Source organism: Synergistota bacterium (genome assembly GCA_021159885.1).
GTDB lineage: Bacteria > Synergistota > GBS-1 > GBS-1 > GBS-1 > AUK310.
The window spans coordinates 1-12,910 of sequence record JAGHDO010000082.1; the positions used below are offsets into that span (position 1 = coordinate 1).

The following is a 12,910-nucleotide window of genomic DNA, read 5'->3' on the forward strand; positions in this document are numbered from 1 at the left end:
GGAAACAGAATAGTTAATCCCATAAGAAGATTGATGGACTTAGCTAAAAGAGCAGCCGGGGGAGACCTCTCATTTTCCATTCCGAGGCTCACGGGGGACGAGATCGGTGAGCTATGCTTGAGCTTCGATTCAATGATCTCATCACTGAGAAGCGTTATAAACACGTTAAGAAAGGAAAGCTTGGAGCTTGATGAGTCCTCGAACCTCCTTTCCAGGGTGTCGGAGGAAACCGCAAGAGCGATTTCAACAACATCTGAGAGGCTGGTTGAGATATCTGAAAATACGAAGAAGCAGACTGAGAGCTTAACGGAAGCCGCTAAAACCTTAGTTGAGCTATCCTCAATAATCCAGCTTGCTCATAAAAACGCACAGATAACGGCGGAAGCCTCCCTAAAAGCCGAGGAAGCTTCCCTTAAAATAAAAGAAACCTCTCAGCATGTCATAGATAATATGACGAGAATAAAGGATGAAGTTCTCTCAGCGGCAGAGATAGTAAAGAGACTGGGGGAGAGATCGGGTGAGATAACTCAAATCGTAGATGTTATAACGAATATCGCAGATCAAACGAATCTTTTAGCCTTAAACGCGGCGATAGAAGCCGCGCGAGCCGGCGAGGCAGGGCGTGGTTTCGCAGTAGTTGCAGATGAGGTCAGAAAGCTCGCAGAAGCATCTGCCGAGGCTGCAATGCAGATAGCACAGATGATAGACGAGGTTAAGAAGGAAACCGACCTTGCAGTTAAGAGCATGATAAAGAGCAGTGAAGCGGTGGAAAAGGGAGCTCAGATAGCAGGAGAAACCACATCGGCAGTAGAAGCCATAATGACATCTGTTGAGGAAACCAAAAAGTTCGTCGAAAAGCTACAAGAGATAACCTCAGAGGAAGTAGCCTCATCCGAAGCGGTAGTGAAGATCATAAATGATGTAAGCTCAAGCGCTGAGAGAAACGCTCAAGCCATAGAGGAGGTTTCAGCTAATGCTGAGGAAATTACCGCATCCACGCAGGAAGTGGCTTCTGCAGCCGAGGAGCTTAAGAAGACATCAGAAAAGCTCATGGAAGCGGTTTCCCGCTTCAAAATAAAAGAAGGCGAAACGAAAGAAACAAGAATAAAGGAGGTTGAAAAATGAAGCTAAAAAGCGCGTGGGAAAAGCTAACTACCTCTGAGAGAGAGGAATGTTTCAGGATAGCGGAAAGATATAAGAATTTCCTAAACGAAGCTAAAACGGAGTGGGAAGCCGTCAGATACGCGGAGAAAAGGCTGAAAGGAAAAGCTGATAAGGTATTTAAGCTTAAGGAAAAGATTATAGGAATAGCAATCAAGGGAAAGAGATCTCTTAAAGATGGTTTAAGGATCGTTGCAGCTCACATAGACGCTCCGCGCATCGACCTTAAAGTTCGTCCTCTCTATGAAAAGCATGGAATAGCTCTTTTTGAAACTCATTACTACGGAGGTATAAAGAAATATCAATGGGTGAATACACCATTAGCGCTTCATGGCAAGATAGTCAAAGAAAGCGGGGAAATTATAGAATGGAAGGTAGGAGAAGAAAATGACGAGCCCGTTTTCACAATACCAGATCTGCTTCCTCATCTGGCTTCAAAACAAATGGAGAAGAAAGCATCGGAGTTTATAAAGGGGGAGGATCTTGACATAATCGTTGGAAACATGCCCATAGAAAACGAAGGTGAAAAGGAAAAGGAAAGAGTGAAAGCCGAGATTCTTAGAGTACTCAGGGAGAAATACAACATAGACGAGGAGGATTTCGTGAGCTCAGATATAGAAGCGGTACCCGCTCTTAAAGCAAGAGATATCGGATTGGATAAAAGCATGATAGGAGGATACGGTCAAGACGATAGAATATGTGCCTTTGCTGGAATAGAAGCGATTCTCAAATTAGAGGAACCAGAGCATCCTGTATTGCTAATTCTTGCGGATAAGGAAGAAATCGGCAGTGTAGGAATAAGCGGTTTAGAATCAAACATTCTTAGAAAATGGGTAATAGAGCTTCTCGAGGATTGGGAAAAGAACTCTTCAAACTCCGCTGTAGAAAAAACGCTATGGAATAGCAAGGCAATTTCTGCAGATGTGGATGCCGCTATAAATCCAATATTCGAAGATGTACACGATGTCAAGAATGCAGCTCGCCTTGGCTATGGCGTGGTTATATCCCGCTTCACAGGCGTGAGAGGAAAGGCAGGAGGAAGCGAAGCCGATGCCGAATTCACCGCTTGGATTAGAAGAATATTCAACGAGAATAATGTACCATGGCAGGCAGCTGAGCTCGGTAAAGTAGATGAAGGAGGAGGGGGAACCGTAGCCAAGTTCTTAGCACGTCTTGGGATCGAAGTCATAGACTGCGGGCCAGCCCTCCTTAGCATGCACTCTCCATTCGAGATCTCAAGCAAAGCTGATCTATTTTCAGCAATTAAGGGATACAAAGCTTTCTTCGAAAGCTAAGAGATTAAAAGCGGTATTCTATACCAAACGAAGGCTTAAGCTCTCCACCTTGATAGTCAAGTCTTCCAAACAGGTAAACGTCTCTATTCCCACCGTAGATTATGCGATACCATAAGGAAAGATCAAGCTCTGGGTTTTTAACATCTCTTATATCAAACTCCCATGAAAATCTTGGGGAAGCTTGGCGGAAAATCCCATAGCCAGGCTTCCCCCTTATAACTCCAAACCTCTGAAGAAGCCCCTCTTTTATCTTTTTCTCTAAAAGAAAGCTAAACCCATTTTCCCCTCCCATATCATCAAGTCCTATGTAAACGCTATCTCTCTCGTTGGGGAAACCTATTCTAAACCATATATCTGTAAAACCCTCCTCCTCCCCCCTGCTTGAGGAGGATTCCCCATATCTGAACCTCGCTCCTCCCTGAGCCTTCATGCTCTTAACCTTAGAAACTATCCTTTTAGTTTCCTCTATCGTGCTTTTAACATCGCTCATCATCTTATTTAAGTTACCGGGGAGTTTCCCCTCAGAAAATCCCTTGGCGAGAGAAGATATCTCATCAGCCGCTTTCTTTATAGAAGCCAGTGTCTCCTCAATCCTTTCAGCGTTCTGAGGCGTCGCAAACCTTTGAGCAAACTCTTTAAGCCTTAGAGTAACAGAACGCAGATTCTGAACTACCGATTTTATGCCCTTCCTGTTTTCCGATATAGTCATTCTAAGCTCATCCATCAAGCGTGATGCCTTTTGGCTAAGCTCGCTTTCTATCTTCTTAAACTTCGCCAGACTTTCACGTGCCTCCAATAAAACTTCTTTTAACCTTACAGCGCTCTCTTTTATAGAAGTTCTGAACTCTCTATTCCCTATAAGCTTCTCAAGATCATCCATCACCCTACTAAATCTCTTAGCAGACAATCTTATCTCTTTTATGAGCTCCTCTATCCTTTGAGGAGACACTCCCTCAACCTTTGAACCGGGCGCGAGAATTTCCCCTTCTCTTCCCGGGATTATATCGACGTATTTCTCGCCTACTATTCCAGATGTGCCTATCGTAAACACGCTTCCCTTCCTTAACTTAACCTCCGGGGAGAGAAGGAGAACAACATTTACCTTATTTCCCTTAAGTGATATAGAGAGTACCTTCCCAACCTTGACTCCCGCAACTCTAACCGCATCTCCCTCCTTCAACCCGCCAACATAGTCAAACTGAGCAGTTAAAGTATAACCCTTCTTTTCCCATGGGAGCCCACCTGTAAGGAATATCATCGTTCCCAAAGCAAGAAGCGAAAGAACTATAACAAGCCCTAAGCTAACTTCACGCATATTGGTCCCTCCAGACTTCCCTTGAGAAACTGCCTAAGATATGGATTAGACCCCTCCTTAGCCTCGCTAACGTTCCCTTGGAAAACTATCTTTCCTTCGTAAAGCATAGCGATTCTATCCGCTACCCTGAAGGCGCTTTTCATATCGTGCGTTACCATAACAAGCGTAGCAGAAAGCTTCCGTTTTAAACTGATAATTAACTCATCTATAGTAGCAGATGTAACGGGATCCAGACCAGTCGTGGGCTCATCAAGAAAGAGAAGCCGGGGGGAGGAAACCACCGCTCTCGCAAAGGCAACTCTCTTTCTCATCCCTCCAGAAAGCTCCTCCGGGTAAAGATTCTCAACGCCCTCAAGTCCTACCCAGCTCAGCGCTCTATCCACGAGAAGCTTTATATCTCTTTCAGGAAGCCCAAGTAGCTTTTTTAAGGGGAAGGCAACGTTTTCAAAAACCGTCAAGGAATCAAAAAGCGCTCCCCCTTGAAAGACCATGCCCATTAATTTCCTCACTTTCATGATTTCCTCATGAGAGGCTGATGCCATTTCCACGCCATTTATCACTACCCTTCCACGATCCGGCCTCATCAGACCAACCATGTTTTTAAGAAGGACAGATTTACCACACCCAGATGGACCTATAATGACGAACGCCTCTCCTTCTTCTACCCTGAAAGATATACCTTTTAGAACATCCTTCCCTCCAAGGCTTTTCCAGAGAGAGTCAACGATTATCATATCATCTTAAGCGAGAATACCAGAACCGATAGAAAATAGTTAAAGATAAGCACAAGCATATTGGATATAACGACTGCAGCAGTCGTTATCTTCCCCACACCTCTGGCACCTCCAGAAGCAATCATACCGGCATAACAGCTCACCAAAGCTATTATCCCTCCAAAGACGCTCGCTTTTATCAGCCCACCGATTACATCCATGGGTTCCATAAGCTCGCTGATCGAGGATTTATAAACCAAAGCATTTATATCCCTGCTCATGACGATGAGAAAACCTCCCACTATACCGACGAAATCGCTGAAAATAGTCAAGACGGGAAGCATTATAACGCAAGCTAAGAACCTCGGAACCACAAGATATCTAATTGGATCTACAGCCATGACCTCCAGAGCATCTATCTGCTCAGTAACCTTCATCGTGCCTATTTCTGCAGCAAAAGATGCTCCAACTCTCCCCGCAACTATGAGAGCAGTCATGACCGGAGCAATCTCTCTGGTTACGGATAATCCCATCACTCCTCCAATTAAGCTTTCCGCTCCAAAACGAATAAACTGGTCTACAAGCTGAATTGCCATTACCATACCTGTAAAGGCAAAGGTCACGGTTATAAGAGGAAGAGAGTCCACACCAACGCGAGACATCTGCTCCTTTAAGGAGTCAGCTTCCCAATATCCTCTCAAAATCCATTTAAATACCCTTAGAAGGAGAAAAGTAGCCCTTGCAATATGCTTAAAGACCGCGGTTATTTAACGCTAACCTCCTTCTCTATATACCCTTCCACATAAAAGTCGGTATTGAAAACAATCTTTGCTTCTCTCTCCTTCTTACCTTTCTTAGATTTGCTCGGTCCCTCTTCCATCGGAACCACCTCAACAATAACCTGATTGTTGGTCTCCGTCTTCTTAAAGTCATCAAGTAGCTCCTTAAGGCTCTTATAGGTCTTGGGCTCTTCCTGCCCTTTATTGCCCTTACCTCCCGGACATATACCTCCACCCCGGGCTATAAGAAGAGCTCTACCTCCGGGGAACGTCTTAGGCACCCTGACCTTGACTCTCTTCTCTACAGGACTTCCCCTATGCGGTAAAAGAGTAAGCGTAACGGAAAGTTCCTTACCCCTCTCTATCTCTTTACTCACCGGCTTTAATCCTTTTATCCAGAGAATCCTCGGGAAGGATGTAAAATCAGCTTCCACTGTGATGCCAATCGGAAAGACATCTTCAAACTCGTTATCCAAAACGGTGAAAAGGGCCTCTTTGAAGGCATCGAACGCTTCCTTGGAAGCATCCTTCTCACTATAGAAATAGTTCGTTCTATCAAGCGGATAGGGCATGTTTTTACCCCTGATCATATAGTGAAGCTTAACCGTACCCTCTCCTACCTTCCCCCAACCAAGATCAAAGGTACTTAAGAAAACTACCTTAAGAAGCTTTTCAAGTATGCCATCATCATATACGACCCTAACGAAAGACCTCCTTTCCCTACCATCATCTAAACTTCTCACGACAAAGCTAATTGGAATGCTTAAGGGATAGTGCTTTATAAACCCACCTATCGCCTCAACCCTGTCTTGGCTCACCATACCTATTATCTCACCAGGACTACCAAGCTTAAAGGGAAAATCTATACTCGATATACATTCATGTATATAAGCAGTCGTTAAAAAATAGTTAACGCTACCGCGAAGCAAGAACGGATGAGCAAAAGCAAGAAACCTGTCACCATCTATATAACTTAAGGTCCCTATAGCACCTATGCTTATATCCCCGCACGAAAGTAAAGCCCCTATGGCTGATCCGGGCTCAAGTTTTACTCTTTTAGCAAGCTTTATGCCACCAGGCGAGGGAAAGCTCATAACTCTCACTCCGTATTCGCTAAAATCGGTTCTTAAAACGGATAAACCTCTGGGGCTTAACCCCGAAGCAAACATAACTGTCTTCTTTTTCTTCTCCTTCACCTCTTTAAGAACAACCTTATATTTAGGAGGCAAAATTCTGTGCCTCCATTTCCAAACCCTGAGCATTTCTTCTATAGGGGTAACGAGTCCCAGATGATGATCGCTCATCCTCCAGCCATAACCTATAGCACCTGCTATCTTTCCCCTTATGTAAAGCGGGCTTCCACTCATACCCGCAGCTATGCCCCCGATTCTCTCTATCAGAGGACCATACGCCCTAACGAGAATGAAATGACGATCCCCTTTCGAGGACTTTATCACGCTTATAACCCTCACAGGAAAGCTCTCTATCCTCGTTCCCTTAAAGACCGTTTTAACATATCCAACCATGCCCGGCTTAATATCCTTAAGAGGCATGATCTCAGCAGAGAGAACCGGAGTAGAAATTCCAACGAGAAGGAAGATAAAAGCTACTACACTCACACGCTTTAAAAACACGAATAAGCACCTCCTTATTTCTTTTAAAAGTCTCAAGAAAAAGTATATCCATAGAGCTTATAAAAAACAAGTGTGATATAATCTTTCATATAGGGAAAGGAGGTGATAGAAGTGGAGAAGATAATGCATATATCTGGAGTGCTTATGGACGCAACAGAGGGAGGATTCTTCGTACTGCTCGAGGAAATAGAAGGAGAGAGAGCTCTCTTAATAGGCATAGGCCCTATGGAGGCAAGATCCATTTGGGATGCTCTAAATGGAAACTTTTTCTTCCGCCCCCTCACACACGATCTTATAAGAAACATGCTTGAATCATTAAAGATAACGTTGGAGAAAATAGTAGTAACGAAACTCGAAAACAATGTATTTTACGCAAATCTCTATCTCATCAAGGAAAGCGGAGAAAAGATAGTAATGGATTCGCGTCCAAGCGACGCCATAGCCATAGCCCTGCGTACTAAGAGCCCTATCTATGTGAGAGAGGAAGTTTTAGCGGAAGCGGGCGTCCCCAAAGAAAACGTAAAAAGCCTACTTTCAAAGGAAGAAGGCGAAGAAAAAAGAATCATAAATTAAAGGTTCAGCATCATAAGAGTAAAAACCTCGGCATCCCTGAGCATGTTATCTATCCTGCAGTACTCGTTGGGTTGTGTTGCCCTGTTTTCCCGTGTGCTCCATACAACGGTATCTATTCCCTCTTTTCGCAGGAAAGTAGCGAGAGTGGTCCAGCTTATTCCCCCTATGCGGGGTTCTCCCCCAATAGCCTCCTTAAGGCACTTTCTCAATAATTCAACGCCGTGATTTCCTTCTCCTGAGAAGGCGGGAGCCTCGCTCTTATTAACAATCTCTATCTCGACTCCCGCGTTAAACTCCTGAGCTATCTCGAAAGCTTTTCCCTTTATGAAGCTGAAAACCTCATCGATGTTTATCTCAGGCACTATCCTGCAATCAAAATAGAAGATGTCCTTCGCCGGAATCGTGTTTATATTATCCACATTCTTCTCTCTCATAGTAGGCTCAAAGGTAGAGTGAGGTGGAACGAAGAGATCGCTCTTTTGGGGAAACTTAGCATAAAGTTCCTCATAAAGCGAGATTATCATCTTGGAAGCAACGAGATTAGCATTAAGCCCTTCGTGGGGAACGCTCGCATGCGTTTGCAAGCCACTTACGGTAAACTTCAACCATAGCATGCTCTTCTCAGCAACCTCTATAAATAATCCATCTGGCTCTCCCGCATCTGGCACCAAAACTATATCGTTCTTCTTAAAAACGCCTTTCTTTATGAGGTGAAGCATTCCATAGCTACTTCCAGTTTCCTCATCCGAAACGAAAGCTAACGAAACGTTTATTGATGGTTTTATGCCCTCCTTAACGAGAAAGGAAAAAGCATAAAGGGACGCAACTATATCCTGTCCACAGTCCTCGGTTCCCCTTCCATAGACTTTATCCCCTTTAACAACCGGCTTAAAGGGCTCGGTTTCCCACAACCTAAGGTCTCCAGGAGCAACGACATCAAGATGCGTTACAATCCAGAAGGTTCTCGATTTATCCTCCCCTTCCAAAGTTATAACAAGATTGGGACGCGCACCATCACTAACCCTCCAGTCGGGACAATCATACCATCGAGGCAAAGGTAGACGAAGCTCCTTAGCCTTTCGCACAAGCATCTTCGCCTTTTTCATCTCACCATCTCCGCCTGACTCGGGAGCAAGAGCGGGAACGGAAACGAGATCGCCCAAGGTTTTAACCATATTATCGCGCTTTTCCATTAGATAAGATCTTATCCTCTCACGCATATTCTCTTCCCTTCCCCCTTAAAATCGTTTCTAATAAACGAATAGCAGTAGAAAGCGGTTCTATTATGGGAACGCCCAGCTTCTCACCAAGCGCCTCAGAGAACTTTCTCCACGCAGGATACCCAAGAACTATGGCCCGAGCTCCATCCTCCTCTATTGCCTTCCTGGATTCGATAAGGAGAGCGGAAAAAAGATCACAGCCTACAGGCTTTACCACTCTCACCGAAGCTAAAGAGGGAGCGAGCCCCTTTTCAAGAACCCTCCTGTGAAGAAGCTCCGTTAAATACTGATTAGGAGCAAGAATAGTAAACTTTCTTCCATGAAGCGATCCGCTTATTATCGATGCATCTCCAAGCCCTATAACCGGAACACCGAGCTTCCTCGGCGGATCAATCTCGAAGCAGCTCACAACGATGGCATCATAGAGCTTAGATAGAGCTTTAACCGCATTCAAGATCCTCGCACCAACCTGAGCGAGACTATAGGCATCTTCCACAACGGACGGAACCTCAGAAATAGACTTTATCTCTATGCTTATAGCAGAGCATTCCTCATCCACGCCCTCCAAGTTGAGACCAGCAGGTGCTATCAAAAGAACCCTTCTTTTCACCCCTGCTTCACCTCCACCCAACAAAGAATACCACCTACCTGTAAAAAAGACAAGCCCCATATTTGCCAAAATCTTATATCTATGATACACTTTTTGATAGCTCCTCTAACTAAGGGAGGTAGGTTAAGGATGGGATGGATAGTTCTCATAGCTCTCCTTATTATAGCAGGAGTATTTATCATACTATATAACAGATTGATCGTTCTTAAAAACAGAGTTGACAACGCATGGGCACAGATAGAAGTTCAACTTAAAAGAAGAGCGGATTTAATACCAAACCTCGTTGAAACCGTGAAGGGATACGCTTCTCACGAAAAGGAAGTGTTTGAAAACGTCACCAAGGCAAGAAGCGCCATACTAAGCGCAAAAACTCCAAAGGAATATGCACAGGCGGAAGGCGAGCTAACAAGCGCTTTAAAAACGCTTTTTGCCGTAGCAGAAGCTTATCCGGAGCTTAAAGCCAACGCAAATTTCCAGGAACTTCAAAAACAGCTCGAGGAAACGGAAAACAAAATCGCATATGCAAGGCAATTTTACAACGATACGGTTTTAATGTACAATAACGCTATAGAAACCTTTCCCGGTGTTTTATTCGCAAGGTTATTTAACCTCCAAAGAAAGGAGTTCTTCGAGATTGAAGAGGCAGAAAGAGGTGCTCCAAAGGTATCGTTCTAAGATATTACTGACAGCACTTGTAGCTATTCTTCCCTTCTTCCTATTCTCTCCAATTGCTCACGCTAAAAGCTATTATATAAAAGACGCCCTCATAGCTTTCGATATATCTCACAATGGAAAGATAAAGGTGAGAGAGGAGATTACTTACAGCCTCTCTGGGAAATTCCACTATCTGAAAAGAATAATACCCCTGCGAGGGCTTCATGTGGAAAACGTCCAGGTTAGCGTCAAAGGAGCAGCAGCAAAAATCCAGAGAGAGATTTTTCAGGGAAGAGGTGTGCGAATCATAGCATATATAAGCGATGATCCAAATAACATTTACAGTGGTGTTTTAAACAAAGATGTAACTCTAATAACTTCATATGAACTAAGCGGAGCAGTGAAACTTTTTAAGGATATTGCGGAATTTTTCCCGAAATTTTGGGGAGAAGGTTGGCCAAAGCCGGTTAAAACGCTGATAGCTCAGGTGTCCTTTCCAGCGAAAGAGCTTGAGATTACATATTGGGTTCATCCCAAGGATTTCCTTAAAAGCGTAAAAATGAGCGAGGGGAAAATTATACTGAGGTTTGAGAATATCCCTCCTCACCAGTTTATAGAAGCGAGATTTATAGTACCCAAGACGCTCTTTGACAAGAATGCCAAGTTCGCAAAGAAATTTGGGTACCCCGCTTTAGCAAAGATAAAAGATATAGAAAGAACATACAAGATAAGAGAGCTCCTTATAAGATACTTCTCGATCCTCATTCTCGTCTCAGCTTTTCTCATTCCTCTCTTTATATACTTTAAATGGGGGAGAGAACCTAAGGTATCTTATCACGCACCCTATGAGCATGAACCTCCGTACCCTGAACCTCCCTCCTTCGTGAATGCGATAATGATGGGCAAAATAGGCGTTCCAACGCTCGAGGGATTCGTCGCAAGCGTGCTTGAGCTCATAAGAAAGGGTTTCATCAAAATGGAAACACGGGGCAAAAACGACATCATTATAAAACTTAATGATGTCTCATCAAAAGGCAAGCTTAACAGACCAGAAGAAGAGATCTTAAAGTTCCTGAGAGAATACTTAAATAAAGGAGAAAGAAGCTGGAAGGAACTGACCAAAATCTGGAAGGGAAGCGCAAGTTTCAGAGAATTTTTCGATGAATGGAAGGGAATCGTAAGCTGGGAACTTAAGCCTGAGCGATTCTTTACCGACACGGGAAGCAGGTTAATGAAAGCTTATGGAATCATCGCTCTCATGGCAGGCATAATATCTATAGTCATGATCCTTTTCGGAGTCAACAGAATGTTTCACCCCACTGCTTGGAACCTTATGATCGTTTGCTTAGGGGGCTTATCCTTAAGCGGATTGATATCTCTACTTCTTCCTGAACAGGTGGGAGGAAGATGGACAAGCTTCGGAAGAAGCTACTACATGAAATGGAAAGCATTCAAAAGATTTTTGAGTGATTTCAGCCTACTAAAGCTTCATCCACCATCATCAATAGCCATATGGGACAAGTATCTGGTATATGCAACCGCTCTCGGTGTTGCTGAAAAGACATGGAAAGCTATGAAAGTATTGGTTCCAAAAACGGTAGCAACCGAGAGCTCCTTCTATCCGATGTGGGGCTTCTATCCCTTCTGGATCGGTAGCTTTTACCATCCATTAAGAGAGGCCTATGCATATAAGCCTGAGGGCGGGGGTGAAGACATATTCTCAGGATTTATCGGGGGAGACGGAGGAATTGGAGGCATCGGAGGAGGCTTCGGAGGAGGGGGAGGAGAAGCTGGCTGATTCCTCATAAACTACTATTTTACCTTTTCCGCTTCTCTTGGCTTCATAAAGAGCCGCATCTGCGGCAAGTATTAACCCCTCTTCCGTCATACCCGGTTTATATTCAGCTATACCCACGCTTAACCCTACCACCTCAAACTCATACATCTCAAACTCCTTAAGCACCCTTTGAGCAACCCTGACCGCCTGCTCTACGGAAACGGAGGTTAAGAGCACGATAAACTCATCTCCACCATATCTAAACGCATAATCCATTCCCTTCCTGATATTTCTCGAAAGGAGCTGACCAAAGAGCCTGAGTAGACGGTCTCCCGCAAGATGCCCAAAGGCATCATTATAAAGCTTAAAATTATCAAGATCCAATATCATCAAAACGAGTTTAGTTCCTTGCCGCTGAGCCCTCGCTATCTCCTCAGAAAGCCTTTGATAGAAAAACCTCCTATTATAAAGTCCAGTGAGATCATCGGTGATAGCGAGTTCCTCAAGCCTCTCATAAAGCGATATATTCTCTACGCCTATGGCGGTTATATCAGCCGCCGCCTTTAAAGCTGCCCTATCTTCCTCAGAAAAGGCATTGACCTTTTCGCTCCCCAAGAAAAGAACTCCCTCTATTCCACCTCTTACTTTGAGCGGAAGTATAAGCTCACTTAAGGCATCTACACCAAACATTCTACTTAAGCTCCTCATACCGCGCGTATCGGGAAGATAGAACACCTCACCCGAGTCTATAACGCGAGACAAGCCCCTCTCTGAAAGAAGAAGATCTTTAACCTCCTTTTTAGCTCCTATAACTCCCTCTATTCTAAGAACCCGCCACTTCTCATCCATCGAGGCAATGAAAACGAGAAGCACGGGAAAGTAAGCATATATAAGATCAAGCACTTCTCTTATAAAGTTGCTTTTGCTCTTCCTCATGGCAACCAACCTGCTGAGCTCAAAGAGCATGTGTTCCTCCCATATCTTTCTCTCCAATCTCCTCGCCAGCTGCCAGAGCCTCGCCTCGAATTTTTTATTATCGGTTATATCCCTAATCACAGAGACGGTTCCCTCGATCTCACCATCCTCATTCCTTATAAGCATACAGGTCACCTCAAAGGTTCTACCCTTATACTCGAACTCTTGGGTAACCGGACCGCTTTCGCTCTCTCCAAGTCTCCC

At 44.2% G+C, this 12,910-nt stretch carries 12 protein-coding genes; 5 read left to right on the forward strand and 7 right to left on the reverse strand.

Annotated features, from left to right (window positions below; genetic code table 11):
- Both J7M13_08175 and J7M13_08180 read left to right on the forward strand, forming a co-directional pair.
- The coding region (locus J7M13_08175; protein MCD6363951.1) for a methyl-accepting chemotaxis protein at nucleotides 1-1,125 on the forward strand (1,125 nt) is incomplete at its 5' end.
- Nucleotides 1,122-2,456, forward strand: coding sequence for an aminopeptidase (locus J7M13_08180; GenBank protein ID MCD6363952.1), 1,335 nt, complete (start codon nucleotides 1,122-1,124; stop codon nucleotides 2,454-2,456). The genes J7M13_08175 and J7M13_08180, both read left to right, overlap by 4 nt.
- A 4-nt stretch (nucleotides 2,457-2,460) precedes the next feature.
- Here the strand turns inward: J7M13_08180 and J7M13_08185 are convergent, their stop codons facing one another.
- The 4 genes from J7M13_08185 to J7M13_08200 are packed head-to-tail and all read right to left on the reverse strand — an operon-like array spanning nucleotide 2,461 to nucleotide 6,897.
- Nucleotides 2,461-3,771 (reverse strand): MCE family protein, encoded by a 1,311-nt coding sequence (locus J7M13_08185; protein ID MCD6363953.1) that lies wholly within the window; start codon nucleotides 3,769-3,771, stop codon nucleotides 2,461-2,463.
- Entirely contained in the window at nucleotides 3,753-4,505 is a 753-nt protein-coding gene (locus J7M13_08190; protein ID MCD6363954.1) for an ABC transporter ATP-binding protein, read from the reverse strand. The genes J7M13_08185 and J7M13_08190 overlap by 19 nt, the downstream gene beginning before the upstream one ends.
- Complete coding sequence (locus J7M13_08195) at nucleotides 4,502-5,251, reverse strand: ABC transporter permease (GenBank protein MCD6363955.1); 750 nt, start codon at nucleotides 5,249-5,251, stop codon at nucleotides 4,502-4,504. Before J7M13_08195 ends, J7M13_08190 begins: the two co-directional genes overlap by 4 nt.
- Entirely contained in the window at nucleotides 5,248-6,897 is a 1,650-nt protein-coding gene (locus J7M13_08200; GenBank protein ID MCD6363956.1) for a hypothetical protein, read from the reverse strand. The genes J7M13_08195 and J7M13_08200 overlap by 4 nt, the downstream gene beginning before the upstream one ends.
- Before the next feature lie 111 nt (nucleotides 6,898-7,008).
- Between J7M13_08200 and J7M13_08205 the strand changes: the two genes are divergently transcribed.
- Complete coding sequence (locus J7M13_08205) at nucleotides 7,009-7,470, forward strand: bifunctional nuclease family protein (protein ID MCD6363957.1); 462 nt, start codon at nucleotides 7,009-7,011, stop codon at nucleotides 7,468-7,470.
- On the opposite strand, the gene J7M13_08210 is transcribed toward J7M13_08205, so the two are convergent.
- Complete coding sequence (locus J7M13_08210) at nucleotides 7,467-8,690, reverse strand: M20 family metallo-hydrolase (protein ID MCD6363958.1); 1,224 nt, start codon at nucleotides 8,688-8,690, stop codon at nucleotides 7,467-7,469. The genes J7M13_08205 and J7M13_08210 overlap by 4 nt on opposite strands.
- Nucleotides 8,683-9,300, reverse strand: a complete 618-nt coding sequence (locus tag J7M13_08215; GenBank protein ID MCD6363959.1) for a hypothetical protein — start codon at nucleotides 9,298-9,300, stop codon at nucleotides 8,683-8,685. Before J7M13_08215 ends, J7M13_08210 begins: the two co-directional genes overlap by 8 nt.
- Before the next feature lie 129 nt (nucleotides 9,301-9,429).
- Between J7M13_08215 and J7M13_08220 the strand changes: the two genes are divergently transcribed.
- Together J7M13_08220 and J7M13_08225 are read left to right on the forward strand one after the other, a co-directional pair.
- On the forward strand, nucleotides 9,430-9,975 hold the full coding sequence (locus tag J7M13_08220) for a LemA family protein (protein MCD6363960.1): 546 nt from the start codon (nucleotides 9,430-9,432) through the stop codon (nucleotides 9,973-9,975).
- A complete protein-coding gene (locus J7M13_08225) occupies nucleotides 9,935-11,752 on the forward strand; it encodes a DUF2207 domain-containing protein (protein MCD6363961.1) in 1,818 nt (605 codons plus the stop codon). Before J7M13_08220 ends, J7M13_08225 begins: the two co-directional genes overlap by 41 nt.
- Here the strand turns inward: J7M13_08225 and J7M13_08230 are convergent.
- On the reverse strand, nucleotides 11,675-12,910 hold a 1,236-nt coding region (locus J7M13_08230), incomplete at its 5' end, for a sensor domain-containing diguanylate cyclase (GenBank protein MCD6363962.1). The two genes, J7M13_08225 and J7M13_08230, sit on opposite strands and share 78 nt — an antisense overlap.

Bases quoted from the DNA above. Each gene is read 5' to 3' on its own strand.
- J7M13_08220 (MCD6363960.1), top strand. From the start codon at position 9,430: ATGGGATGGATAGTTCTCATAGCTCTCCTTATTATAGCAGGAGTATTT.
- J7M13_08185 (MCD6363953.1), bottom strand. From the start codon at position 3,771: ATGCGTGAAGTTAGCTTAGGGCTTGTTATAGTTCTTTCGCTTCTTGCT.
- J7M13_08190 (MCD6363954.1), bottom strand. From the start codon at position 4,505: ATGATAATCGTTGACTCTCTCTGGAAAAGCCTTGGAGGGAAGGATGTT.
- J7M13_08210 (MCD6363958.1), bottom strand. From the start codon at position 8,690: ATGCGTGAGAGGATAAGATCTTATCTAATGGAAAAGCGCGATAATATG.
- J7M13_08180 (MCD6363952.1), top strand. From the start codon at position 1,122: ATGAAGCTAAAAAGCGCGTGGGAAAAGCTAACTACCTCTGAGAGAGAG.